This is a genomic window from Dehalobacter sp., from assembly GCF_030063005.1.
Taxonomy (GTDB): domain Bacteria; phylum Bacillota; class Desulfitobacteriia; order Desulfitobacteriales; family Syntrophobotulaceae; genus Dehalobacter; species Dehalobacter restrictus.
The window spans coordinates 13283-38463 of sequence record NZ_JAPDHR010000020.1; the positions used below are offsets into that span (position 1 = coordinate 13283).

The following is a 25181-nucleotide window of genomic DNA, read 5'->3' on the forward strand; positions in this document are numbered from 1 at the left end:
GCGGCGGTTACCGTCCTCCCGCCGTGCCGAACAATTTTTCCTTATATTCCGGTGCGGAAACCATGAGGTTGTACCTCTCGTTGCCGCATTTATAGAGGCAGACACCCCGCTGCGGATAACGGATGAGGTTGTATTCACTCTGTTCAAGCTGCAGGGTATCCATGTAAAACTTGGCATCAATGTTTCCGGCGTTGAACAGGAAGGCGTGAGTCGGGATGCTGAACAGGGGCTTCGTGTATTCTCTGATTCCGTCCAGGTTGAAGTCTTCCAGGTTCTGCGAGGCAAGGATGACGGCGCTGTCTTTTTTCCTCACTCGCTTCATAAAATTGCGGATGTACTCAATGGCTGTAAGGTTGGAGAGGAAGAGGTACAGCTCGTCAATGCTGGCTACCGTGCTGCCTGCCGTCAGCAGCTGGTTGGACATGAAGGAGAGTACGTTGAAAAGCAGAGCGTTCTTGATGTTCTTGCTGGCCTGCAGCAATCCTTTTACACCAAAGGTGATAAATTGGCTGTCGGTGATATTCGTGTGTCCATCGAAGAATTTGCTCTCCGCACCCACGCAAAGCGAGTGAAGACCAAGGCAGATTTCCTGCAGGGTTTCTGCGGTATAGAGCTGCCTGTGGCTGCTGTCATAGCTTTGATACTCTGCTTCTACCAACTTATACAGGTCGGACAGGATGGGATAATCCTTGGGTGTCAGCCGGTCAAAGTTGGTATGGTCGGTGATCTTCCACTTGTCATAGAGCTTAGTCAGCATGATTTCAATGGTGTCAATCTGCCTGTCATTAAAGTCCTTGTAGCTCCTGAAGAAATCCTTCAGGAAAGAGATGTGCTGCGACAGCTTGGAGGCACAGCGGAAGGCTTGGGGTGCTTCCCTGTCTTCCGGCGATCCGTTTTCATCCCATGTCTTAGGCTCCAGTACATTAATGATGTACTCGCCGGACATCAAGTCGATAAAGCAGCCACCCAGGTTGAGGGTTAAATCCTCATACTCATGTTCAGGGTCCAGGACAATGACCTTCATACCGCTTTGCCTCATATTGCAAAGGACGAGCTTCATAAGGTAGCTTTTACCCTGACCGGAGTTTCCCAGGATCAGAATGTTGGCATTGGTTTTGTCGTCGGTCCTCTTGTTAAAATCGACAATGATATTGCTTCCAAATTTATCTCGTCCAAGGTAGAAACCATTGGCATCGGTTTTTCCTGAGTAATTGAAAGGATACAGGTTGGCCACGCTGGAAGCGGGGAGTACCCTTTCGAACTGGTCACCGAATATATTGTAGCCCGATGGCATCACCGCAATAAACCCTTGCTGCTGACGGAGCATGAGCCGATCCACATTGAGCTTGGAACGGATCAACTCGGTCAATACTTCGGTTTGAAGCTCCTTTAAGTGGTCAAGATCGGTGGCTGACAACTCAATATATACCGCCGAGTGTAGGAGCGGCTCCCGGTTCCGATGCATGGCGGCAACGATATTTGCAACGTCCTGCAGGTTGCTTTCGGCAGTGACGGTCTGCTGCAGATCATTGGTGTTGCTCTGCTTCAGCCTGTTCTTGTTGGCCGCATTACTGATGATTTTCTTTTCCTCAATCGGGGTCACGTGGCGGGTATAAATCTTTAAGGTGATGCCATCCTTTTCTCCAAGGTGGCGCAGGATGGCCTGCTCATCGGTGGCGGTGGGATATTCTCGTAACGCCCAGACGCAGCGGTAGGTGTTGCCGCAGATGAAGTGGTCGGTGTTAAACTTGATCACTGATGGTGCGATCATATCCAAAAACTCTTGGATACGAACATCGTCTTGCGGGGGGGATTGAGTTTTGATTTTTCTTGGCATAATTCTTTCCTTTCTGTTTTGAATTTGGATATTAAAAAGCCGCCACGATGTGTGACGGCTTGGAGGAAAATAATTTACTTTTACAGCGTTTCATGATAAATATTTTATTAAAGATTTATCACTACTGTGGTTATCATTTGACAGCCACATTCCGATTATTTATATAATCTGCATTGGAGGATAGTGAGAATGAAATATACTTGCACGTTAATTGCAGTAAAAAATATGGAAAAAGCAAAACAGTTTTATCACGACGTTTTAGGGTTAGAGGTTGTTGCTGACTTTGGGGAAAATGTTACTTTGACAGGCGGTATTGCATTGCAGACTGCTGATACTTGGAAAGGCTTTATTCATAAGCAAGCTGAAGAAATCGTTTTCGGGAACAATGCATGTGAGTTGTATTTTGAAGAAGATGACATGGACAGCTTTGCTACAAAATTAAACAGTATAAAAAGTATCGAATATGTTCATCCGCTCTTTGAACATTCGTGGGGCCAGCGAGTAGTTCGTTTCTATGATTTAGATAAGCACATTATTGAAGTCGGCGAAAACATGATTATGGTTGTTAAGAGATTTATAGACACCGGACTCTCGATTGAAGAAACGGCCACTCGTATGGAAGTACCAGTTGATTATGTGAGGTCGTGCTTAGCGTAAAAAACGAGCATAATGGGAAACAGAGAGTTCAACTCACTGCTTCCCATTATGCATACAATCCATCTACTTGCTATTTTCGTCGTCTATAACTAACAGGTCGGATATTCTCGTAACGCCCAGACGCATCTATAGGTGTTGCCACAAATGAAGTGGTCGGTGTTAAACTTGATCACTGATGGTGCGATCATATCAATGAATTCCTGGATGCGGACATCATCCTGCACAGGCGTTGGCGTGCCAAGTTTTCTTTTCACCATAGACTTTCACTTCTTTCTGCTTGAATTTGAATATAAAAAAGCCACTCGCTCTATTGATACAATAAAGCAAGCCGCTTCTTTGATCGGATGATATATGAAAATGGAGCAATAGCCTAAACTAATACCCCCTTGCCTCTTTATGGCAGTCATCCTTATTCTAAGTATTGATGATGATTTGAATTTATTCCATGAAAGTTGTTTATAAGCACATTTGACTAGAGGCAACAATATCTGTGATCCCACCCATAGCTGTAATCATAACGGTTGTTCATAGCTATAGCCCCTGACAGCCGTGTGCTTTTTTATGAGTTCAGCTATCGTTTCTTCAACCAGTTTATCATTACCTAGGCAATGTCTGATTCTATCTTTATCAGTCTGCGTAAGCGACATGCCTTCCATTGACATTGAGCCGTTAATCTCATCAATGAGCTTTTCCAAATCTCTCATATGAACACCACCTACCTATATATTATACTATATTTTGAGGCAACCGATCAGCGTGCGATGCCGGGTATTATCAGGCAGGTTCACGAAATAACGAAACACATTGATCCCGGCGTTGAGATCGCCTGCGGCGAAAAGAAATCGGATGGAGCAGTCTCCGCAGGCAGAAATGAGCGGATCTACAGGATTACGCTGACTGCATTTTCCTGCTGGTCTTTTTGTTCATCGTCCTTCTGGGCAATTTCCTCGGTAAGCTGAAGCCTTTGAAGTACGAATGCCATTACACGGTCGGCATCAGCAATGGCTGTTTTCATATCGTTGTTTGAAATTTGCATCTCGAAAGGATATATCGGCTCGCCATATCGCGTAAGTCTCTCCCAAGGCCCCATCAACCCCTCAAAAGCCTTGTCGAATTTCAGGCACATGCTGCATAACCTTCCTAAGTCTTGAGTCTGAGACGGTTCTATATTTTGATATAGGAGATATCCCTTTAACGCTTCTTCGGCGGCCTGTTCGCTGTGATAACAGACAATTTCCAAAGGAACCGGACGCATACCCAAGAGATGTTTTGCGCAACTGATATCTTTGTCTGCAAAATCAAGCCATCCTTTGACTCTGTTGATTCTCTCCACATGACATCATCCTTTCTCAGTCACTTGTTTTTTCATCGGGTCCTATAGTTTATTGTGCTGCAGTTGCATGCCCATGCCGCTGTCCGGTTTTGGAATTTGCATGCGCAAAAGCGGCATGATTTCATTTTGTGATTCCTGTACCCGCTCTGCAATAAACTGCTTAAAGGGTTTGCCGTCGCTGTGGGCTTTTTTAAGAATTCAGAAGTTTTCCACCAATGCTTATTTCATCTTCAACACTATCTTTATTTCGCTTTTGGTAAAGCATTTCCTTCATGGGCATTGGATGAGCAGGTGAATTCTATCCTGTAGTAGTCCCTGATTTGCAACAGCATATCGCCATCGTGGGGATGCCGCTCATCAATTTGCGGCTTTGTTCATGTCAATAACCTGGCATAGTTCAATCTGCTTCAGATCCCTTCTTTTGGCTGATTCTATCGAAAACCATCGCGTACCGGACGGTTTAGTCACCTAAAATCACCCACCTTTGTCCGTCAAAGTCCTCGAACCTTTCGGTGGTCACGTTCTGCTCGAAGTACACCGCCAGGATTCGTTTGATATCCTCACTTCCGGATCGCTTCACAGAGAAGCCCTGCTCCCGCAAGGTTTTTTCGATGCGGTTTAAGTACGGGAATATTTCTTTTTGCTTTTCATCCTTAAGCCGTATGATAATAAGAAACTCACGGGCGGTTGCCATCTGCACCTGTATTCTATCGAGGAAGCCCAGGTCAGCCTCCAGCAGCTTTCGGACGGTGGGGCTGCCCTCCTGTTCGATGCGTTCCCGGAGGAACCGCTTGTTGTCCTCGAAATTTTCACGGGAATTCAGGCAGCATATTTCGATCTCCGCCATGCCTTTCAGCACGGTCATGAGGGCATAGATTCTTGCGGAGATGCTGGCTTCCGACAGCACCGAGATATTGCTCGGCTTGATAATAAAATACACAAGTTCTCCGTGCCCATAGGTCTGCAGACTGTAATCGGTAATGTCTTTTGTGCCGATGAGCTGCCGTGTAGAAAGCTTTTGCTTAGCTGTCTTCTTTTCTTTTCTGCTCATTTTTCCGTGTACCTCCATTCATACATTTGCTGCTTAGTGATAAAAAAACCGCAGGCATTCTTGATAAAATCGAGGATAGAGGTGTCCTCAAACCGGATAGTCAGGAAACCGTAAAGAGCCGTCGCGACTATCGGCAACAGAAGGCCGAGCTGTGCAAGCGCAAAAACAGAGATAAGACACCCGATACCGATTATGCCGATATCCCGAAGCTGCCACAGCCACAGCACCGCTTTGGATTTTAAATTATCAGGGTAGATATACATGGCTCAGCCCTCCTTACAGCTTCATGCCCATGCCGGAAGATGGCTCTTCATCCAGCTCTAGCTCCAGCTCCATTTCCTTGGGGAAGTAGGAGACATTTACCGTTCTAATGTTATTCATCAGCACGTTTGCTTTCTCAGCAGCTTCCTCCCAAGTGTCAAAGGTCATGGGTTTCCCGTCTGATTTCAGCCAAGCCTCCGCAGCTCCACAGATGGAAGCAGCGTTGCGTTTTGCCCAAATACCCCATTGCTTCATATTCATCACCCCTTGGTTTTCAATAAATTTGATGTACCTTATTTTGATGCTGAGCCTTTGGGCCTCCGCAATCTCTCGTCCCATTCCCTCAGATATCCGGGCACCGAAGACCCACAGCTCATCGCAGGAGGCAAGGAGGCGCAAGCCCATATCAATTCCTTTTTTTCTTTCTTCCGTATTACTGTCTTGCAAAAATAAAGGAAATAAGAGGTGGGGAGCAATTGGAGCCACACCGCCACTTGCAGCATAGCGGCAGTACTCTATCGCCATCCTGTTGTTGTGCTCGATATTCCCAGCGTAGGGCGAGGCAATATATACGAGTTTCATCATTTCGCCACCGCCTGTACTACCGTTCTGGTAATGTTCACGGCAGACTGGGCAGCATAGATGGTGCTCATGAGGTTGGCCTTGGTGGAAGTATCCAAACCAAACTGTCCGGCGATCCTTGGTATCTCAGATGCTGCCAGCATCAGTCCGAGACCGAGGAGCATATTCTGATTCCACACCAGAAGTCCGGCGATTAGGATGGTTGCCTGCAAAAATGCGGTGAGGCACAAGCCTAGCACCTGTTTGCTCCAGGATACAAAGCCGTCGATGTATCCACGGGGTACCGAGAACATATATAGGCTCCCTACTGCGATTTGGATTAGCAGGATGCCGCCACGCTTCAGGTTGGCAAAAAACACTTTAATCACAGCGTAGCCCATGAGGATAACGCAAAAAATACCGAGGATTGGATTCAGTCCAAGCCCCCCTAAGTTGGTAAGGGCACCAATAGCCATGGTGCTGATGCCTCCGCTGGCTCCCATCAGGTTTGAGATTCCCGAAGTAAAGCTGCCCTGCAGCGTAACAGATAACTTGTATAGCTCCACCGGCACAATGGTGAACAGGTTCACAGCCATAAAACCCTTGATGGCGTTCAAGGCAGTATCTTTTATGCTTGCCCGACCCGACTGTGCTTCGATGGCACATTCAAACAGTGCTACCACCAGTCCGGTTCCATACAAAGCCCAGGCCAGATAACTAAATAATGTTACGATGGCCTGCACCCAAGTCATGCCGAACAGATCGGCTCCCATATTGCCCATCATGGAAAAGAAATCACCGAGGAAGCCGATCAGTTGCTGATATATCCAGTCCATAATCTGTCCAAGGACAAGATTTGCAGCAAAATCCCATATAAACATTGAGCGCCTCCTTTCATTAAAAATAAACGCCGCATCGTTTAACGATGTGCTTTTCGGAAGTTCCTTTTATTATTCAAAAAAAACCACGCTTAATTACTTTAGATTAGCGTGTTCTTCTATTTGATATACCTGGATTTTCTTGCTCTCTTCGTTGCAACACACAAAGAGCAGTGGCATTTTTATTAACGAAATCCCTTCAAATACCGGATAATCCTCTTCAAACTGCTGGATCGTCTCTGAAATATCATCCTCAATAAAGAAGCGCCAAATGACTTCTCATTTGACGCAAAGGTTTGAGTTTGAATTGTAGCTATTCCATTGTCATCCCCTGTTCCTGAGCTTCGTGCTGCTCCTCAGTCATAGCGTGAGTAATAAAATCCATGATGTGTTCCGCTGATTTTATTGCCTTATGCATATCCGCTTCTGTTACTTCGATTTCTTCAGGATAACGCACACGAACGCCGAAGGGAGTCAGCCTGCTACAATCCTCGGCAATTCCATCGAATCCCTTATCCTTTAAAGCACATAGGCGGCATAGCTCGCCTAAATCATGAATGCGCGGTGCTTCTTCATCGTGCATCAGCAAAAATGCTTTCAACATCTTTTCAGCAGACTGCTCGCAATGATAACAGATAATCTCCAACCGAAACGGATATAAGGATAACAGATGCTTTGCCGCAGTGAGATCATCGGCGGCAAATTCAAGCCATCGCCTGCACAGGCTGCTGATCTCCATATAAAATCACCCCGTTTCTAAATATCGTGCGCTCAATCGTGGGTAATGTTTTGCGCTGTTCAAAATTGCTTTGGGTGCCCACAAGGATATCCGCAGGCCGTTTCTTTACATGGTACAGGGCGTGCCCAATGGTTTGCATTGCCTCCAGCGGACGCATAGAGTCATCCGGGATGATTACATACAGGTCAAAATCGCTATCCCGATGCGGTTGGCCGTATGCGTAAGAACCAAACAGATAGATTGTATTGACCGACACCGTGTCTGCTATCGTTTTAGAAATCATATCCAGTTCGCGTCTTATTTGTAAATCCATAGAGCCCCCTCCTTTTCCGGCACTTTTACAATCAACATAGAATAGATTTTCCAATTATAGTATATCCAAAAGCCAAACGATAAGCAATCCATCGCCCATCCACGCTTTACATGCCAAGAATTGTCCAGATGTAGACCGGAGCCGTCAAGGTAAACACAAGGCAGGCGAAAAGGATGGCCGGAGCCGCCCACTCAAACTGCCCGTGCTTCCTATAGTCAAAATAAGCGGTACCCAATTTGGCGAAGAAAAACACGGCGAGAATGAGGTCTATTGCGGGGAATACGACCTTGTTAACCACGGTTTTGATTTGCGAGGATGCGTCATTCCACGTATTTTCGATTGCTCCAGCAACATCCCCTGTAGGTGCAGCATATGCGGCCATGCAAAACACCGTTACAAGTACAAGGGCTAGGCAGAAGATCACTAGGATTTTTTTATTTTTTTTCACTGCAAATTCCACCTTTCCTATAGAAAATTAAAAAGACCGCCGACACACACTTATCAAGGCGATCTTCTTCTTATTTCTGATTTTTATGGTTTGAGGGGCGAAATGTGCCAGTCATCCCATAAGCTTCCCAGTATCGTCACTGTGTCGGTAAGGTTCATAGAAAGCATCCCGGCAGGTGTCCAACAGTCGATTAAATACGTATAAGGTATATAGCTGCCGTTCGGGAACCACACAGGGGTAAAGTGAACACGCCGATCATAGGTCGAGTATTTGTTTTGCTTAAACTCAAATCTTGCACTGTATCCGCTGCTGGTTCTATCTAAAAGCCGCCAATAGTCCTTGTATTGAAACTCTGGAAAGTAGGTCACCGATGTCTGGGCGCCTGTCACAGCGGAGGATTGATTGGAGCTTACATTGGCAGTGACAATGATGTTGATGCCATAGCCGGACTTCATATTATTGCTTGATGCGGTGGGCACCTTATCGTCGGGCTTGATGTTTACAGAAGTGGTCAGGCTTGCAGAGTATGGGTTCCAGTCGAACTCCCACCAGCCGTGGTCCTCCCAGCTGCCGTTGTCGACCCAAATGCCTCCCCCATTTCCATCACTATACCAATTCCAATCCGATACCCAGACCCAATGCGCCTGCCACCACGCAGACCATACCCCCCATGAGGCCGAGGTTTTCTGCGGGTTGTTTGGAATACTCGGCGTTGTGTAGGAGTCGTTCCGGTCGTTGGCAGTGGGATTGGGAGGATCGTTTTGGGACAGGTCGACAATCTTGGCGGTGATGGTGCTTTTACTTGGGGAACCGCCTCCCGATACACTGACAGTGATGGTCATGGTCTGCGGGGTGGATGGTGTTGTCCAGCGCACCCACACGAGCTGGCTATCGCCATTTGGATAGTAGACATTGTTTACCCTATAGTTTCTGCCGCCAATGTTGAAGGTTACCGATACCGGATGATCGGGGTCAGCCTGCCCTCCCCGGACGGTGACTGCGGTGATGACCTCGGTGTTAACTCTGTATTCGTAGTCATAGGCACTTATCTCCGGCGGCGGATCAGCTTCACTGAACCGCACGATGCCAAGACCGAGGGAGGATATGATGTCCGTATTGGACACGGGGTCTGTTGTAGAACCAGACCATGCTAGATATCCAAGATCCGGTGTTTCGAGGAACATCCCAAGAGGAAGGTTCTTGTGAGTCAGCGATGCCATCTTGCTTTGAAGACCGCCATTAAGCTGCTGATCGTATAAAGCGGCTTCAGTAGCGGTCATTGCCATTTTTACGCCATTGAAGGTAAGGTATGCAATGGGTTCCAGGAGAATTTTGTAATCCCCATTGATCAGGGTATCATAGTTAAAGCCAGTAATTTCAGAAATGGTCATGATCATGTATTCGGAGCAAAAGTATCTTTTAATTTCTTCAATGCTTGAGCTGCCACTTGCAGAGCTTATTATTTTAGGAATTGCTACGTCTGGGTTGTTGTATGCGTATATCTGTTGACTTGGTGTTAATGACCTGCCATTATTGTATGTCACCTTTGACACCTTTCCAAAATGAGCTTGTATGTCGTTTGGTTCTTTATTTGTAAAATCAATTGGAACTGTTACAGAGGTTTTATCACTTACTTTGACGACGGTAACGCGAACGCCTTCATCGCCAGGATTCCAAAAACTTTCACCCGTACCGTTTCCTATATCGCCGCCACCATGATCAATGTTACCATCCCCATCGGCATACGCAGTTGTTGAAAAGTGAGTGGTCAACATCAAAACCAGCACAAGTAGAATGCCAATTAACCGTTTCATAATGCCTCCTTAAAAATCAAAAAGCACAGCATTGCTGTGCTCTTTGAGATGTTTTATTTTATTGCTTGATGGCTAATCCATTGACCCCACCTGTTTATTAATGTCACCATCTGAGCCTACCTTTGTACCTTGACCTCCCGTTTCTTTCTGCCAACCAAATCCCGGCACATATATCTGACCATCTTTCTTTTCACCAACCTTGGGTTCTGATGGCTTGCTTACGGTGGTATCCTCCGGCTTGTATTCGGGAGGCTTTACCGGATTGGTGACTACCCCCTGCGGTGTTGGTTTTTTGGGTGGTTCCGGTTTTACAGGCTCCGGCGTATTGGACTGTACGATTTCATTAGAATTCTGAGATGATATACCACCCTGCGGTGTGCCTGACTCTGTTGGGTTTACCACGATCTCGTCTTTTTTCCCAGCCGTTTCATTGGGCTTGGTTGAATCAGGGTTCGGGGTAATCTCGTTTGACACCGTATTAGATGAAGGTATTACATTCTCCTTGACAGACTCTATTTGAAATCTGGAAGATATTGCTGCTATAAGAACTACACAAACGAGGGCAAGGCATCCGGTTACAAGCAGTCGTTTGGTTTTGCTGTTCATACTTTTCATAGGTATTTAACCTCCTTGTAATCAGGTTAGCTCTATTAATTCACACCCTACCAGAAGAGTTTAGCAAAGTCCAGTGAAAGGATGTGAATACTTAAAATTTAGGGGTGTACCCGGCCTCCACCTTGAGGTTTATCCGCATAGGAGGCAATGACTTGCCGCCAAAAAATACCGGAACCTCCAGGGTAATAGCTGCATCTGCAAGGAATTTCTGCACTCCATCGGGGTTTATCGGGGCAAAGGGTGCATTAATGATGTTTACTGAGAGGTTGGAAAGCTTAAACTCTACCGTTTCTCCCGCATACTTAATATGAACCCCGCCGTTTTTTTGCAGTCCAAGAGTTCGGTCCAGGCGGTCATAAATGTCGCCATAGTCAAGGCTGTCCTCCCATGTAGAACCAGACAGTGCATAGCCTCCTGAATATCCCTCCCGGACTCCATTGTATACATCATCATAGTTGTCGTTGGCGGCTGCAATCACGGCGGACTGGACGGCATCCCGGACACCGGAAGCAATAATCATCAGCCGCATGTACTCCGAAATGCCGCACATGATGATGACAAGGGCAAGAGTGATGACCACCATAAGAGGAAATGCCGACCCCTTCCTTTCCCTTATTATGCCATATAGTTTTCTCATTTCCAATATACCTCGCTTTTTCCGGTGGCCTGTGCCGTCAGGGTGATGGGAAACGAGCCGAAGCCGCCAAAAAGTCCGATGTTGGTCTGCATGGACACTGTCACTGTGAATTCTTCATTGAGCTGTATCCAACCTGTCTTTGACCATGAGATGGTGGGATTAAGTCCTGTTTTTTCCCGGAGCACCTGTGCTCTTGTGCTGGTTTCACTGCCCACACGCCCTGCTATTTCAGCCTCCCTGCACAGCTCATTGGCGAAGGTATCCAGTTGATTTTTGGAAATGTAGACCGGAAAAACTTTAACGGCTAGGGCAAGTACCAGCATGGCACAGAGCACTAGCACGGCCACATCGATGTATCCCTCACCGCGCTTATTGTGCAGCTTTTTCAGCACAATCGCACCCCCTTGTACTGTTCGGGTTCGCAGAAGGCTTCGTCCAACTCGTAGTCCCGCTCGGCACCTCTTTTGTCGGCAAGACTCCAGAGGACATACTCCATATCCTCATTAAAGACTTTTCCTTGTTCATTCAGCCACTGATCCCGCACAACCTCCAGCGGGTTTTGAAAGCGCAGCAGGTATTCCAGATGGTCGGTATTGCAGCCACCGTCTTTCAATTCCTGATAGACCTGCTTGGTGGCGGCGATTTTCTCGGCTTGATCTATCAGCTCGGAACTTGTCATACCTTGAAGGTCGTTTATATATGCCATGTAGTTGGCATCGATCTTTTTCTGAAACAGTTTTTTCGTATTGTCATTTTTGTCCATGATATCCTCCTTCACTTATATAGATTTACATGGATTGTGCCTGCCCTATATCGACTTCGGCTCAACAAGGAGGAATTTTCAAAACACAGCGTCTGCATCTTTCCAGACATTTTGCAGTCCTCCTTTAAAACATCCCGCCGAGGGATTTGATGATCTCCAATGCGATGATAATAAGATAGGTCAACAAGAAGCACATCAGCATGAAAAAGGAGAAGATGCGGATTTTAGGCGGTATCTTCTGGGCCTGAGTTTTAAGACGCTGCAGCTCCAGCAATTTGAAGTCATGGGCGATCATCTGAAAATAGACCGCTCCATCGTCGCCACGAAGCACACTGATAAGCCCTCGAACCACATCGGAGAGTTGCGGGGAATTGAGCCTTGCCTCAAACCTTGTCAGTGCTGCTTCGTAGCTGGAGGAACGCATATCCGCACAGACAATGTCCAGTTCACCGGCGAAAGCAATGCCTGCATTCTTCTTGAAATTCTCCAGAATGGACAGCACATCACGGCTGCTTTTCAATCCTTGCTCTATGGTGGCTACAAATCTCGGCAGCTCGCTTTCAATTTGATCCCTCTTGGCTCTCAGGCACTCATCGGCTCTTTGGCTCTCTTTGAAATAGACTGCCACCGCAAGCAATACAAGTACCGGAGACAGCAGGGGTAAAAGCAAAAGACAGGGGATTATTCCAAGGAATATTGCTCCTGCCTTGACATAGGCGTAAGCCGTGTAGGTTTCGGGAGTCATTTGGATGCCTGCTGCTTTGAGGATGCTTTTCAGACGGCTTTTCTTGTATTCATCCATGCGGATCAGCCTGGAGAGTTTAACCGCCGCATCCAAGAGCAGCGCTTCCATGGTCCTGGACAACTTTTTGTCCTGCCGCCCTGTATTGATCATCGCTTTGGATGCTTTCACAGTTGGCAGCTTTAAGATATCCGCAAAGACAAAAAAGAGGCCAAGGGCAAGGAGGACCGCAAATAAAAATAGTAGATTGATCATTTTATTTTCACCTCCTATACTCGATGGGCTTGGTCAGCTTGATCACAAAAGCCGTTGAAACAAAAATCAAAACCGTCGTCACCGCAAGAACGATTTGTCCTATCGCCGTATGCATCAGCGTGTTGTACCAGGAATGATTCAGGGCATACATGAGGGGAATGTTGCCGATGACGAGGATCACCATGATGATGAATTCCTTTCTTGGCTCGAACATAAGGTATTCAAGCTCCGCATTGACGATTCGCATATCCGACAGCTTACTTACAATCGGCGGGAGGGTGGTTTTCATTCCCCGATCATACTGGCAGGCGCTGATGGCATCACACCATTCCTGAAACACTTCATTGTCAATCTTAGGTTTCATTGATCTCAGTGCTGCATGCACGTCAGGGTTGATCATCTTTATCTGCGTGAGAAACTCAGCGAATATATCACGGACGGGCGGATTTAAGTAGTCAAGGTTTTCCTCCACGGCAGTCAGGATGTCCTCACTCCGGAGGTATGCCGTTGTGATAATGGACAGAGCGGTTTCAAGCTCTGCAGCGATATCTTTCTTGTAATGGTTTGCCGTCAGCTTCACATACCAGATGGGCAGGAACATAAAGCCCACTGCAAGCACCGGCACAAGGAACATATTTCTCATCACGATGGCAATGGAGGCACCCAAGGCGAACAGTCCAAGGGAGCAGACGCAAATCAGAGAAAAGCGGCTGCTCCTGCCGGTCAGCTTGAGGATGTTCTGTACCTCCATGATTTCTCTTCGGAAAAAGGAAGGCTTTTTCCGCTGCGTCGCCTCGTTGATTTCGGCCTTGATGCTTTGGGGTCTTGCGGTCAGGAAACTGAACAGGCTATCAGTAAATTCTATAGGTGACAGCTTTAAAAGTATAAAGCTGCCGACAAAGATACCGATACAGGCGATAAGTTGAAGCAAGGTCATCGATCAGGGCCTCCTTTCAGTATTTTATTGAGAACCTCCTGAGGCATGCCGTTTTCTAAGAAACGCTTTTGCAGGCTCTGGGAAACTGTATTCTCTAGTTGATGGCTGCCGTTGATAATGAACCTGTCGCCGTCCATCCGGTTCTCGGTGATGTTGAAGCGGTACAGACTGCGGAAGTTTTTCTGTCCATCCGAGAGGATTTCACACTCCATCACTTCCATCATCTTGCGCTGCTTGTTTTCAAGCTGCTTGGTGAAGACCACAATCGGAAACGCCTCGGTGACAAGGGACATCAGGGTATCATCCGCAATATCGTATTTCCTCTTGCAGAGGGTGACCATCCTGCGCCATGTCGCTTCACAGGAGTTGCTGTGGATGGTGGTCAGCACGGTGTGCCCGGTTCTCGCTGCCTCCTGTGCGGTATAGGCTTCCGAGGAACGCATCTCCCCAACACACACGATTTCAGGATTAAACCGCAGCGCCATATCCAGCAGGCTATCCTGATCAATGTTCTGCTTCTCATTTTCGCTGGAGCGTGTGAGGGTATGGATGACACTGTTAACAATCTTGTCGTCCTTTTTACGCACCAGGGCAAGCTCACGACTGCCGTTCTCTATTGTAAAAATCCTTTTAGAGTCGGGGATGGTGGTCAGCAGCCACCCAGCCAGAGTCGTCTTGCCCGATGAGGTGGCTCCTGCCACACACACCGATATACCATAGCGCAGGCATTCCGAGAGGAAGTCCAGCATCTCTTCCGTGGCGGTGCCGCCTCTGACAAAGTCGGCCTTTCCCAAGTGCTGCGGATTGACAATTCGAATGGAAGCCGCCACACCCACGTCCTCGTCCACAAGGGGTGTTTTCAACACGGCAATACGGATGTTTTTCGACAGGTGTCCGAGGATGGCAGGGCTGGCATTGTCCAGCACCATGCCGGATACATGGAGCATCCTTCGAACCACATTGATGGCGTGTTCAGGGGAGTCAAAGTGTTCGTCCAGCTTGACAGTCTGCCCATTGGAATATTGAACCTCAATGTCGTTCCAGGCATTTACATCGATTTCTTCAATGCCGGTGCCGAAGATATATTTTGTCAAAAAGCTGAATTCAGCCATCTCGGTGTAGAGCGCATCAATGAGCTGCTCGGCGGTCATATCCTTTACGGCGATGCGGTAATCCATCAGGTATTTGCTGATGTACCGTTTGACCTGCTCTTTGACCTCGTCCTTGCCGCCATCCAGAATGAGGGTGGAGTATTTGCTTGATATATATTCCTGCACATCGCGAAGTACGGCTCCGAAATCCTTGGAGGTGTTGTCCGGGCTAAAAAAAAGGCTGTGGTTTGCCGCTGCAGTGATGCTCATATCCCGAACACCTCCTTGCTGATTTTTTCAAGTTCCTTGCGAAAGCCTTTGCTGTCTTTCAGTCCCAAATCCTTGAACAGATCCCCCGACAGGTACTGCTGCTCCACTTCCTCCGAGTGGGGGATGGTAAAGGTGACGCCGTTTAATATCTGCTCCATGTTCTCCTTGGCCTCATACTGCTTCACATTGGAAGCGATTTTATACTGCTTGTCGGCATCCCATTTCTGGTCCATCAGCAGAGGAAGCTGCGAGGACAGATAGGAAATGGACTTCAAATCACAGTTGACAAGGCGCAGCACCGCATCGGATTCCATCAGGGAAACCGCCGACAGGATATCGGTGGCAATGATGCTGCCGCAGTCGATAATGACATAGGGCGCAACGTTTCTTAAGTGTTCGATCAGCTCCACTGCCTGCTCTGCCGTATAGGGCGGATAAGTAAAGACGTTCTCACCTTTCAGCATGCCGATCAAGGTAATATAGCTTTGCTTTTTGTGCAGCACACAGTTTTGCTTGATGAGATTATCCGTTACATGGGTTGCCGCAAGGATGCTGCCCAGGGATTTTTCACATTCGATATCGGAGGGCGGGCAGATGCAAGGCAGCGGTGGTGCGGTCATATCACACAGCAGGAGTGCCACATTCTTTCGCTTGCTTGCGAGATGCTTGGCCAGCTTGACACTGACAAGGGTCTTGCCGGAGGAAGGACTGCCCCATACGGCCAGCACCCGGTTATCGGATTCCGGTTCAGGAGACTGTTGTTCACTGCCGGTTTTGCGGGAGAAAATGCTGCCGGTTTTAAAATTAAGCATGACTATTCGTCTCCTTTTGGGGTACGGTTTGCTTGGGCACGGCAGCATCCTCCTTTGTTACTGCTTCGTTTTTTACCTCTGTCTTTGGATAAAGCTTAGCAATTACTGCATCTTGTGATCCTATAAATTTTGCTGCATTATCTTTCGTACCCCTGTAAACAAGAGACAGATGGAGTTTGCCGTCCGAATCAAGCTCGGCAAGAATTTTAGACTGCTCCGGGGATGCGAGGAGGGTTACGGTAGAAGGCAGAGCCTTTTGATTATCGTTTTTCATGGTATCCGCTGCCTGTTTTCCACCGTTCGTGTCGTAGCCGGTATTGGCAGTGACTGCAATCACCTCAACATACTGAAGCTCTGCCGGAATGACTGTTGTGCCCTGCTTCCTGTAGTCGGGAGCGATGACCGAAACGATGTCGCCGGAGATCAGCTTGCCGGATAGGCCATTGGAAAAGTTCTTAATGGCGACAGAAATTGCCTGTTTCTCCCCGTTCAGGTTATATAAATAGGCATTCCCTTCGGTAGGTACGTCAGCGAGCTTGGCTTTTAAAATGTAATCACCTGCGAGCAGATCGGTGGTTGCATATTTGCCTACTGCGGTGTCCGCGCTTTTCACCACATCCTTGGGCAGATTGTAGCTGCCTACTTCAATGGTCTGCACCTTGTCTTTGGTAATCTGATCCCCTGCTTTGATGTCCTTGGTTACACGGATGATGCCGACCTTTTGGGATAGGCCGGAATTAAACAGCGGTGTTACTGCAAAACAAATGATCAGGGACAGCGCAATGCAGATTATACCGAGAACGGTCCTGTTTTTTAAAAAGTTCATAAAGCGATTCCTCCTATATTCATGAAGTATATGGCTATACAGCCGATGGCTAGAAAAGGTGCAAGAGGGAATGATTTTTGGTATTCCCGATTTCGCAGCCTTTGTACTGTAGAATAAGCGGCATAAAAAAGAAGCATTGCGGTCAGCGCAAGGACGGATGCCGCAATGCCTCCTGGGATGCCGAGGACAATTCCCGATGCAGCCATCAGCTTAATATCTCCCCCACCCATACCGCCGAAAAACAATGCGGCGAGGAGAAAGGGCAAGGCTGCCAGAATGCCCAACAGTTTCACTGGCTCAATGAGTATAAAGCCTGTCATAGCAATGAGGAGACAGATGGCATCGGGGATGATCCTTTTTCGGATGTCAAAGATGGTCGCCGCCAGCAGCAGGGCAATAAAAAGACCGCCCTGCAACAGGAGCGGCAGGTTAGCCTGCATAGTTGAACATATCTTTGATACGCTGGGTAAGTATCGGCAGGACGGTATTTCCAAACAGCGCATAGAGTCCTGCAAGCAGCAAAGCACCCAAAACGACCGAAATTAAAATCTTGATGGCACTGTCCACAAAATTTTCACCGCCTTGTGATCTTAGGATGGCTTTGGCCATCAATACCTTTCCTGCAATCTGATTCTTTACCTTAGTCACAATTTTTCTCATCATGTTTTTGCCTCCATAAATCTATTTTATTGATGATAATCCCTGTTTTTCAGTGAAATGCAGGGATTATCAATCGTGTCAATTTGTATGTGTTAGTGTTCTACACAAAATTGGACGCTACATACTGCCCATCTGCATGCGATCGACCTGCTCCGGTTCTTCAAAAGGTGAATCTTCCTGCATGGGTACTTGGTTCTGATTCATGTCCATTGCCTGCTGATAGGCGTTGATGACAGCATCATTAAACTGCTGCCTGAAAACTGCGGTCACCGGAAAACAGACGTCCTTATACTCTCCGTCGTCTGTCTTCCAGCTGGGCATGGCTACAAGCAAGCCCTTACTGCCGTCAATAATCTTTATATTGGGAATGGAAAAGCAGCCGTTCAGGTTGACTGTAGCTGTGGCCCGAACGCTTCCTGAAGGACGGATGGAATCGATCTTCACCTCCACTTTCATGGGCAATGACTGCACTACCGCGTTTTTCTTAAGGGATTTTGCTTTACCCTGATGATCTATGGGCCTTTTCCGCTGCTGCTTATAGGTAAAAGAGGGCTTAAGGTCTTCAAGGTCTTTGCGCCTCTTTACCCTATACTTTTCCGTGTCCTGCTTATATAGGTAGTACCATTCTTCATCAAAGCTGTAGACCCACGCCATGCCTGTGGCATTTCCGGCCTTGTAAATCAACTGATATTTAAAAATGGAATCCGGATAGGAGGCAACCCTGATCAGATCAAGCTCCAGTTTTTCCGTTACTACCACCTCCGGCCCAGGCAGTCAAAAACACCAGCTGTTGATTCTGGTGTTTGGATACTCCCTGTGGAATTTTATTTAGTTTTGTATTGTTCTATTTTTTCTACATGAAGAAAGCCCCGGACTGCGCTCTCAACAATCCCCGAAGTTAGAAGGGATACAGGCGTATCCCCTCTAAATAAGAACCCGTCATGCATCGTATAGTTTTCCGGCAGTTCTGGGGTGGAAGACTGTAGGTAAGCAGCTTGACCGACAATGCTCTGCTGCCTTTTCTTCTTAAAATTGCTTATCATGTTATCCCTTGTGTCTGATAATCAGTCAGCTTGCCTTCCGCACTGATCATATCCAGAATGGTGCTATAGCAGACATGAGCGTCATCAATTCCAACTTCCTCGGGTGTAATTTGCTTCCCATTCAGCTCAATTTCGCCATTCTCAAGTTTTTCAATAAGAATCCCCAGCAGCTCAAGCTGCCGCTGTCCATCCAGACAGTCAAACATATCCACCATCATTAATACTTCCTGAGAGATTATGTTTTTTTCTTCATCCATTAATTTCGCTGCCTCCCTTCATCTATAGTTTGAGTTGCGGACTTGCTTTACTTATCCCATCTGAATGCCGTTGGTCTGCTCCGGTGAATCAGAAAGGAGATCATCTTGGGTAGGTGCCTGGCTCTGGTTTATGTTCAGAGCCTGATGAAAGGCGTTGAGCACAGCATTATTGAGCTGCTGCCTGAAGGCTGCGGTTACCGGGAAGCAAATGTCCTTGTACTCTCCATTGCCAGCCTTGTAGCTGGGCATAGCTACAAACAGTCCCTTGCTGCTGTCGATAATTTTCACATTGCGGATGGCAAAGCAGTCGTTCAAGTTGACCGATGCGGTGGCGCGGATGCTTCCGGTCGGACGGATAGAGCCGATCTTCACATCCACTTTCATGGGGAGGGTCTGTGTTGCTGTGTTTTCCTTGCCTGCGGCCTGTGCGTTTTCATTTTTCTTCATGGTCTTTTCCTCCTGCTATTGATTTTGGGTACAAAAAAAGACAGCCTCTGCTGTCGGGTGGGTCATAGGTTCATGGATTGACTTCCTTGCTGCTCCTGTGCAGACTCATGAAAGTCTATCTGCTTGAAGCCGAAGCGGTCGACATAATGGAATTCGCTGCCGTCTTTGTCGTATAGCTCAATCACATCGGACATGGACAGGGAGTGCCCTTGGAAATCGGGCGGGTGATGCAGATTGAATTTCTCGAAGATGGCATCCAAATCGTTGGTTTCAATCTGACCGTCATACACCACCTGATAATTTTCGGGGTCCGGTTTTCCGAAGCCTCCCTGGAGGAGTTCATCATACCCAATGAATTTGATCATTGGATCAACCTCCGGCTTGAGCTGGTGGATGCGGCAGAATTTGAGGATTGGTTGCTCATCGAAGTCTTGCTGCCCGTTTGCCAGCCGGTCGTACACACCATTTACCCATTCCACGGTCAGCCCTTGCTTTGCCGTGAGGAAATCATTCAGTTCCCCACAGTGAAACATGGTATCGACTACAACCTTGCCATCGTCTATGTAGCCCGCGGTATTGCCATAGAAGATGATGCGGTCTTTTTTGATAAAGATTCCAGGCATATCGGCACCTCCTTTACTGATTCATCCGCATAGAATTACCGGATTGCTCCTGCTCTGACAGGAATGCTTCCAGGTCTTCCTTGGAAGGATGAATCATCTCGCCTTTGATGACCTCTAAGACATTAAAGTCATCCCTGTCACAGATCATGATTCTGTGCTGATAAGGTTTTTGCAGCTCCACATATTCCATAACCTCTTTTTCACTGTAGAGCCCTACACCTGCCTTGTATCTGCCGTTTTCAAGGAAGCTGTACCCGCTGTACTTTGGTGTTTGCTCACGTTCATTAGCAGAGGAGTGGGGCTTCATTTGCGATAGCTTCAGCCTTGCCCAATCAGGCAAAACCTCCTTGCTTGATGGTGCCAAGAAAGTTTTCACGCCGCCACTCTGCATGTTCGTTGTCATAGAGACAGGTGGCAAATACCGCCCGGCCTCTAAGAGACGGGTCGCAGCCAAAGCCGGACCCGCCAAGCCACAGTTGGAAACGTTCATCGCGGTACTGATCCTTTAGGGCTTCGGGACGCATGACGATGATTTTCCCTTCATAATCCTCTTTGTAATCGCTGTCCTTGATGCAGTCCTCTATGGTAAACAGCTTTTTATCCATCGTTCCATCCCCTTTACAGATTTATCTGCGGGGAACTGCCGGACTGTATCTGCTCCAACGTATCCTTTGCCCAATCGGGCAGCAGCTCCGGTTTTAGCACCCCCACCACATCACTGCGGTTCCAACGCATCTTCACTCCATCGTAGAGAGAGGTCGCAAAAATAGAACGGCCCATCGGGTTTGGTCTGCTGCCATTGCCGCCATCGCAGTAATAGAGTTGATTTTCTCTGTTGTGATACTGTTCCGGCAGTGCCGCTAAGGATATAACAATCACTTTGCCCTCGATAGACATGGCATACCCTGTTTCAATGCAGTCCTCATGGGTGAAAGGCTTTGTGTTTTCCATCCTTGCTCCTCCTTACTTTTTCACTTCAGTATTTTCATCTATCAGTGCAATCAGCTTTGCTGCAAGGGAAAGCAGGGTTTGCTTTTCCATGGTCTTGACCGCGGAGAAAACATACGCATCTACCGCCAACGGGGACTGATCGCCGACCTCAATGAGGTTGACCTTTTGGACAGTCACCCGGCCTTTGTCCATGCCCAATTTCACAATGTCACCGTGGTTTATCTCAGCGGCACAGCGAAGCTCCTTGGGGATCAGCACCCGCCCTTTGTCATCCACCACCTTGTAAATGGCTTTACTGTCCATCCAAAGCACCACCACTCCTTATGACACTGCGAACAGCTTCCGGGCTGATATTCAGCTCGGCAAACAGCTGGCACAGTTCATCGGGAATCATATCCAACAGGTCTGCCGCCGTAATGATAATGGCACCCTCTGTGCAGACAATTTCAATGTCACTGCCCCGGGGGATGTTTGCTGCTTCCAATAGCTCATTGGGTAGAGAAATTTCCCCTTCTTCCGCTTCCATTTCTTCAAAGCCAACAATGCCGTTCGACGCAATTAAAATTTCACCGAAGGTATTGAGGGGATCGCCAGGAGACTTGCTGACGCAGGTAAGTCTCACTGTATCACCGGGCACAAGCCCTAGGTCTTCCATGAGACGAGCGGGGATTGTGAGCTTCCCTTGTGGGTCCACCGTTCTTTCGATTTCAATCATTTTCATGGTCAATTTCCTCCTTAAACTCTATTGTTGGAGCATGTTTTTTCCTCGTCACTCTGTGTTGTAAAAGTCGTTGAGCCTATCAAAGAGACCCATCTGCAGGGGCATATCCCGCCTGCGTTCCGAGGTATCATAGTTAGAGATGAGTACCTCCAGATACTCGCAGCCGCCATCATATCGCTGGGCCAGATTGTTCAGGCGGGTGACAGACTCAATTTGATATCCTTCATACAGCCCACGGATGTATTCGCAATCATTGTAGGATACGAGGAATCTCCCTTCGATCTGTGAGAGGGTATCCCGGAGTCGCACATGGTCCTCCTTGCGGAATTCCACCTCATAGTGCCCCTCGGTTTGGTAGTAGGGCGGATCGCAATAAAAAAAGGCGTTATCCCTGTCGTACTGACGGATCAACGCCTCAAAGTCTTTATTTTCAACTACCGTATTGGCAAGCCTGCAGGATGCCTCCCATATCAGGTGAAAGGCCCTCCGCACATCAATGGGCTGGCAGCTGTAGGAGGTACATCCGCTGCCATAGCTGTACCGTATGAGCTTGAAAAAAGCCGCCGCCCGTTTGACATCGGTCACTTCCGCATTCTCCAGCAGGATGGCTTTGATCTCTTCAAACTCCAGTTCTTCCAAATAGCGCTGTGCAAGGTCCAGTTCTTCCTGTAAGTAATCTTTTGTGAATTCTTCTTTGCTTAGAAATTTTCGGAGGACCAGGAATTCATCTCTGGAATTCAACGGCAGGAATCCAAGCTCCACAAGAAAAGCTGCTGTACGCTCCTTGACACAGAAGAACAGGTTGGCAAGGTTGGAGTTGAAATCATTGTAGACTTCCATGCACCTGCTGTCCGGACTTTTACCGAAGAGAACCCAACCACCCCCGCCAAACACCTCAATGTATCGTCCGTATTCTTTGGGCAGGCGTTCATAAATCAGTTCCCGAAGGGCCTTCTTTCCGCCTATCCAACTGATGATACTGTTCAATAAGTCATCACCTCCTTGACCTTAACTTGTCGTAGATTTTCTCCACATCGGTTTTCATGCAGCTTCCGTCCTGATCCCAGCAGATAAAGCCCACTCCGGCATAGGGACAACCTCTGCACTTTTCTGTGTCCTGCGGCTCGGCTACGCTGTAGACCTTTCTTTGATCGTTTGCCTCTTTATCCGACGTATTTTTGCGTATGTTCATCTTTTCCAACTCCTTCTGAAGCACAAAAAAAGACGTTGCCTCATCGGTGACGTCTTATAGGTCGATTTAGATTAGAATCCACCTATAGCTGTTGCTGCTGAATGGTTTCTTCATTTTCGCCAACGTCAAAATATTCGTTTGCATTGCGGCAGATGTATCCATAATCGGTGAACCTGCCCTTTTCAGCAGAGATCTTCTCTGCTCCTAAAGCGGTATAATTGATAAATCGCTGTGCCATGTCGGGTATCTTGGTACCGGCTGTTTCCATGCACCTTCGTCCATATTCGGCTTGCGTCCTCACTTCAGGAAAGTGGTCATAGCATTTTAGATTCAGTCCGCAGTTATAGTAATCGCCCACATGGATGGAGCCGGGATTCACGCCCTGGGTTTCATATTGAATAACAGCCTCCAAGGTCAGCCAATCCCTTTGATCGATTTTTTGAATGGTTTTGGCAAGAGTGTCCAATTCAACCAAACACGCCTCTTTCAAAACTTCTCGGTCGAACCCTTGTATGAGACAGCTCACATCTGCTATTTGGGCATCCTCTATATCCTCCACCCCCAGCTTGCTGCAGGCCAGTTCTTCTTCCCTTTTTGTCAGCGGCTGCCGTAACCAGATCCCATCATCCCCGGAGTTCATAGGTTTGAGTTTCACCTTGATCGGTATCGCTGCCCCCTGCATCACGTCCGGGAATGTTTGGCCATCGTAGGGTTCTGTGAGCTTGTAATCTCTTATGACCACATAGGCATGATCGAGGTATTGGCTTTTATCCTGAATCCTTTGGTGGAGCCCCACTTTTCGATGGTCAATAAACTCGATGAGATTGTCCGGCACTTCAATCCTTCCGGTTGTGACGCAATAGGAGCCAAGCTGTTCGTCATTGGTGATGCCCTGCAGCGTAAAATGGTCAAGATGATAGGTTAAATTGATCAAGCTTCTCATTTCCGAAGCAGTTCCGGTTTTGAGGATATAGGCCATGAATTCCTGCTGATGGTCCGTGAGATAGGTGAGCCTTTCCGCGAGGAAGTTAATCTCTGCGGGTTCATACCGATTGCCTGAGCTGCAGTTTATGTATTCCTCCAGCTCCGAGATAGGCAAATCGCATTGGGTGACGAGGCAGTGAAAGTCTTGCCTGTCATAGGGATTGATGACTTTCATCGCCTCCTTGATCTCTTTTTCCGTCGCAGGAAGATAAAGATTTGTTGAAATTTCCTGTGCAGAAGGATGCTCTGCCTGTAGTTCTACCCACACTCCTACATCCCCCCCATCTGCTGCCCTTGCGGTCTGGTGCAAAACTCAAACACAAATTCTTTTCCGTTGCGGCAAATCAATCCGTAATCCGTGGATTTCACACCATCCTCTTTCATTTTGGCTTCCCCATATCTCCTAAAATCAAGGAGCTTGAAGGCCATATCATCGGGCGGGAACCCGGAGGCTTTGAGCAGTACCTGCCGTCCATAGTCCTCCGGCGAGGACAGGGAAGGACAAAAACTGTAGCAGTCCAGGTTTTGTGCAATGTCAATGGCCAAGTCCAGATCGGTGCAGTATTCATATTGAAGGGCAGCTTTGTACTTGGTGACCATATTGCTATCTATGATTCTTGAAATAGCATTGCTTAAGATATTCAGCATTTCTAGGTCCTCACTTTCAGAGAACACATCCTCGAAGCAGGGCATGCTGCTTTCGCAGTGGGTAAAAACGCAATCAAATAAAGAAGACACCCCGATCTCCGACAGAGCAGATGCAATTTCAGCCTCCAATGCAGGAAGCTTCAGCCAAACTCCTTTTGCTTTTTCCGGTTCAAAACATCCTTCTATAAGATACAGCTTGAAAACATAACCGCTGTCGTCATCGAGCTTGGGAATGTTGGTGCTGTCATAGACAACCTTTATATCCGGCTCTGATTGCACTACATAACCGGTTTTCGTGAACACACCCTTTTCTGCCTCTCTGTGGATACGTCCCACCTTTTTATAGTCGATGTATTGCAGCACTTTTTCAGGCACTTCCTCCAGCTCCGTTATGAAGCCATTGTCCACATAGAATTTGCCGAGCTGCTCGTCATTGCGCGCTTCGAATACCACATGGCAGTGGGCAAGGCTGTAGGTGAGGTTGATGAGCTTTGGAAGGTTAGGCGCTTTCTCTATTTTTGCAACACCCTCAAAGGCTGCTTTTTCAACCTTATTCAATCCGGACAGCCGTCTTGCGAGGTAGTCAAGCTCATAAAGCGAAGCCTTTTTCGGCAGAAGCTCGTTTAAGTAATCCTGCCCACACGCATAATCCACTACCGTAAAATCTGGATGCTCATCATCGATCCTTGCTTTTTCAAGGGCATCCTGTATTTCGGCATTCGTTGCAGGCAGACAGAGGTGTGCACCGATATAGGCGGAGTTATCGTAGAGATCATCTCTTAAAATCGTTATTTTTATTTCACTCAATTTTAATC

The 25181-nt window shown here is 47.5% G+C and carries 37 protein-coding genes; 1 reads left to right on the forward strand and 36 read right to left on the reverse strand.

Annotated features, from left to right (window positions below):
- Positions 1-7: 7 nt before the first annotated feature.
- The gene (locus OKX56_RS06815) at positions 8-1837 is read right to left on the reverse strand and encodes a VirB4 family type IV secretion system protein (protein ID WP_287895990.1); all 1830 of its coding nucleotides are present in this window, start codon (positions 1835-1837) and stop codon (positions 8-10) included.
- Positions 1838-2026: 189 nt separating this feature from the next.
- Between OKX56_RS06815 and OKX56_RS06820 the strand changes: the two genes are divergently transcribed.
- Positions 2027-2494 carry a VOC family protein gene (locus OKX56_RS06820; protein WP_287895991.1) on the forward strand — a complete coding sequence of 156 codons (468 nt, stop codon included), beginning with the start codon at positions 2027-2029 and terminating at the stop codon, positions 2492-2494.
- A gap of 512 nt (positions 2495-3006) precedes the next feature.
- On the opposite strand, the gene OKX56_RS06825 is transcribed toward OKX56_RS06820, so the two are convergent.
- The 35 genes from OKX56_RS06825 to OKX56_RS06995 form a co-directional block, all read right to left on the reverse strand.
- A complete protein-coding gene (locus tag OKX56_RS06825) occupies positions 3007-3198 on the reverse strand; it encodes a hypothetical protein (protein WP_287895993.1) in 192 nt (63 codons plus the stop codon).
- Positions 3199-3374: 176 nt separating this feature from the next.
- The gene (locus OKX56_RS06830; RefSeq protein ID WP_287895995.1) at positions 3375-3827 is read right to left on the reverse strand and encodes a HEPN domain-containing protein; all 453 of its coding nucleotides are present in this window, start codon (positions 3825-3827) and stop codon (positions 3375-3377) included.
- A 460-nt stretch (positions 3828-4287) separates the two neighbouring features.
- Positions 4288-4878, reverse strand: coding sequence for a hypothetical protein (locus OKX56_RS06835; protein ID WP_045574754.1), 591 nt, complete (start codon positions 4876-4878; stop codon positions 4288-4290).
- Positions 4875-5141, reverse strand: a complete 267-nt coding sequence (locus OKX56_RS06840) for a hypothetical protein (RefSeq protein WP_075365278.1) — start codon at positions 5139-5141, stop codon at positions 4875-4877. The genes OKX56_RS06835 and OKX56_RS06840 overlap by 4 nt, the downstream gene beginning before the upstream one ends.
- A 13-nt stretch (positions 5142-5154) precedes the next feature.
- On the reverse strand, positions 5155-5724 hold the full coding sequence (locus OKX56_RS06845) for a DUF7768 domain-containing protein (protein ID WP_287896000.1): 570 nt from the start codon (positions 5722-5724) through the stop codon (positions 5155-5157).
- A complete protein-coding gene (locus tag OKX56_RS06850; RefSeq protein WP_287896002.1) occupies positions 5721-6581 on the reverse strand; it encodes a conjugal transfer protein TrbL family protein in 861 nt (286 codons plus the stop codon). Before OKX56_RS06850 ends, OKX56_RS06845 begins: the two co-directional genes overlap by 4 nt.
- Positions 6582-6891: 310 nt before the next feature.
- Positions 6892-7317, reverse strand: a complete 426-nt coding sequence (locus OKX56_RS06855; RefSeq protein WP_015043329.1) for a HEPN domain-containing protein — start codon at positions 7315-7317, stop codon at positions 6892-6894.
- Positions 7283-7630, reverse strand: coding sequence for a nucleotidyltransferase domain-containing protein (locus OKX56_RS06860; protein ID WP_015043330.1), 348 nt, complete (start codon positions 7628-7630; stop codon positions 7283-7285). Before OKX56_RS06860 ends, OKX56_RS06855 begins: the two co-directional genes overlap by 35 nt.
- Before the next feature lie 106 nt (positions 7631-7736).
- Positions 7737-8078 (reverse strand): DUF3852 domain-containing protein, encoded by a 342-nt coding sequence (locus OKX56_RS06865; RefSeq protein ID WP_287896004.1) that lies wholly within the window; start codon positions 8076-8078, stop codon positions 7737-7739.
- An 83-nt stretch (positions 8079-8161) separates the two neighbouring features.
- On the reverse strand, positions 8162-9892 hold the full coding sequence (locus tag OKX56_RS06870; RefSeq protein WP_287896006.1) for a DUF8193 domain-containing protein: 1731 nt from the start codon (positions 9890-9892) through the stop codon (positions 8162-8164).
- A 72-nt stretch (positions 9893-9964) separates the two neighbouring features.
- A complete protein-coding gene (locus OKX56_RS06875; protein WP_287896007.1) occupies positions 9965-10507 on the reverse strand; it encodes a DUF6550 family protein in 543 nt (180 codons plus the stop codon).
- Positions 10508-10598: 91 nt separating this feature from the next.
- Positions 10599-11090 (reverse strand): hypothetical protein, encoded by a 492-nt coding sequence (locus tag OKX56_RS06880; protein ID WP_287896009.1) that lies wholly within the window; start codon positions 11088-11090, stop codon positions 10599-10601.
- A gap of 50 nt (positions 11091-11140) precedes the next feature.
- Positions 11141-11536 carry a DUF4320 family protein gene (locus tag OKX56_RS06885; protein ID WP_287896011.1) on the reverse strand — a complete coding sequence of 132 codons (396 nt, stop codon included), beginning with the start codon at positions 11534-11536 and terminating at the stop codon, positions 11141-11143.
- Complete coding sequence (locus OKX56_RS06890) at positions 11530-11907, reverse strand: DUF3848 domain-containing protein (RefSeq protein ID WP_287896012.1); 378 nt, start codon at positions 11905-11907, stop codon at positions 11530-11532. Before OKX56_RS06890 ends, OKX56_RS06885 begins: the two co-directional genes overlap by 7 nt.
- A gap of 124 nt (positions 11908-12031) precedes the next feature.
- A complete protein-coding gene (locus OKX56_RS06895; RefSeq protein WP_287896013.1) occupies positions 12032-12904 on the reverse strand; it encodes a type II secretion system F family protein in 873 nt (290 codons plus the stop codon).
- Between the two features lie 7 nt (positions 12905-12911).
- Entirely contained in the window at positions 12912-13841 is a 930-nt protein-coding gene (locus OKX56_RS06900) for a type II secretion system F family protein (protein ID WP_287896014.1), read from the reverse strand.
- Positions 13838-15202, reverse strand: a complete 1365-nt coding sequence (locus tag OKX56_RS06905; protein WP_287896015.1) for a type II/IV secretion system ATPase subunit — start codon at positions 15200-15202, stop codon at positions 13838-13840. The genes OKX56_RS06900 and OKX56_RS06905 overlap by 4 nt, the downstream gene beginning before the upstream one ends.
- Entirely contained in the window at positions 15199-16014 is an 816-nt protein-coding gene (locus OKX56_RS06910; protein ID WP_287896016.1) for a CpaE/TadZ family protein, read from the reverse strand. Before OKX56_RS06910 ends, OKX56_RS06905 begins: the two co-directional genes overlap by 4 nt.
- Positions 16007-16840 carry a Flp pilus assembly protein CpaB gene (cpaB, locus tag OKX56_RS06915; RefSeq protein ID WP_287896017.1) on the reverse strand — a complete coding sequence of 278 codons (834 nt, stop codon included), beginning with the start codon at positions 16838-16840 and terminating at the stop codon, positions 16007-16009. The genes OKX56_RS06910 and cpaB overlap by 8 nt, the downstream gene beginning before the upstream one ends.
- Complete coding sequence (locus OKX56_RS06920) at positions 16837-17280, reverse strand: prepilin peptidase (RefSeq protein WP_287896019.1); 444 nt, start codon at positions 17278-17280, stop codon at positions 16837-16839. Before OKX56_RS06920 ends, cpaB begins: the two co-directional genes overlap by 4 nt.
- A complete protein-coding gene (locus OKX56_RS06925) occupies positions 17270-17503 on the reverse strand; it encodes a DUF6133 family protein (protein ID WP_502850935.1) in 234 nt (77 codons plus the stop codon). Before OKX56_RS06925 ends, OKX56_RS06920 begins: the two co-directional genes overlap by 11 nt.
- 114 nt (positions 17504-17617) lie before the next feature.
- The gene (locus OKX56_RS14925; RefSeq protein ID WP_353737765.1) at positions 17618-18259 is read right to left on the reverse strand and encodes a SpoVG family protein; all 642 of its coding nucleotides are present in this window, start codon (positions 18257-18259) and stop codon (positions 17618-17620) included.
- Positions 18260-18324: 65 nt separating this feature from the next.
- Complete coding sequence (locus OKX56_RS06935; RefSeq protein ID WP_287896020.1) at positions 18325-18543, reverse strand: hypothetical protein; 219 nt, start codon at positions 18541-18543, stop codon at positions 18325-18327.
- Positions 18540-18800, reverse strand: a complete 261-nt coding sequence (locus OKX56_RS06940; RefSeq protein WP_287896021.1) for a hypothetical protein — start codon at positions 18798-18800, stop codon at positions 18540-18542. The genes OKX56_RS06935 and OKX56_RS06940 overlap by 4 nt, the downstream gene beginning before the upstream one ends.
- Before the next feature lie 51 nt (positions 18801-18851).
- Positions 18852-19247, reverse strand: a complete 396-nt coding sequence (locus OKX56_RS06945) for a SpoVG family protein (RefSeq protein WP_287896023.1) — start codon at positions 19245-19247, stop codon at positions 18852-18854.
- A gap of 62 nt (positions 19248-19309) precedes the next feature.
- Complete coding sequence (locus tag OKX56_RS06950) at positions 19310-19870, reverse strand: YodL domain-containing protein (protein WP_287896025.1); 561 nt, start codon at positions 19868-19870, stop codon at positions 19310-19312.
- 13 nt (positions 19871-19883) lie between these two features.
- Entirely contained in the window at positions 19884-20210 is a 327-nt protein-coding gene (locus OKX56_RS06955) for a hypothetical protein (RefSeq protein WP_287896026.1), read from the reverse strand.
- A complete protein-coding gene (locus OKX56_RS06960; protein ID WP_287896027.1) occupies positions 20203-20475 on the reverse strand; it encodes a hypothetical protein in 273 nt (90 codons plus the stop codon). The genes OKX56_RS06955 and OKX56_RS06960 overlap by 8 nt, the downstream gene beginning before the upstream one ends.
- 13 nt (positions 20476-20488) lie before the next feature.
- Positions 20489-20821, reverse strand: a complete 333-nt coding sequence (locus OKX56_RS06965) for a hypothetical protein (RefSeq protein ID WP_287896028.1) — start codon at positions 20819-20821, stop codon at positions 20489-20491.
- Positions 20822-20833: 12 nt separating this feature from the next.
- Positions 20834-21124, reverse strand: coding sequence for an AbrB/MazE/SpoVT family DNA-binding domain-containing protein (locus OKX56_RS06970; RefSeq protein WP_287896030.1), 291 nt, complete (start codon positions 21122-21124; stop codon positions 20834-20836).
- Positions 21114-21542 carry an AbrB/MazE/SpoVT family DNA-binding domain-containing protein gene (locus OKX56_RS06975; RefSeq protein ID WP_287896032.1) on the reverse strand — a complete coding sequence of 143 codons (429 nt, stop codon included), beginning with the start codon at positions 21540-21542 and terminating at the stop codon, positions 21114-21116. The genes OKX56_RS06970 and OKX56_RS06975 overlap by 11 nt, the downstream gene beginning before the upstream one ends.
- Positions 21543-21590: 48 nt before the next feature.
- Positions 21591-22529 carry a DNA adenine methylase gene (locus OKX56_RS06980; RefSeq protein ID WP_287896033.1) on the reverse strand — a complete coding sequence of 313 codons (939 nt, stop codon included), beginning with the start codon at positions 22527-22529 and terminating at the stop codon, positions 21591-21593.
- 7 nt (positions 22530-22536) lie between these two features.
- A complete protein-coding gene (locus OKX56_RS06985) occupies positions 22537-22734 on the reverse strand; it encodes a hypothetical protein (RefSeq protein ID WP_287896035.1) in 198 nt (65 codons plus the stop codon).
- A gap of 82 nt (positions 22735-22816) precedes the next feature.
- A complete protein-coding gene (locus OKX56_RS06990; RefSeq protein WP_287896037.1) occupies positions 22817-23986 on the reverse strand; it encodes an antirestriction protein ArdA in 1170 nt (389 codons plus the stop codon).
- Positions 23987-23988: 2 nt separating this feature from the next.
- A complete protein-coding gene (locus tag OKX56_RS06995; RefSeq protein ID WP_287896038.1) occupies positions 23989-25173 on the reverse strand; it encodes an antirestriction protein ArdA in 1185 nt (394 codons plus the stop codon).
- Between the last annotated feature and the right edge of the window lie 8 nt (positions 25174-25181).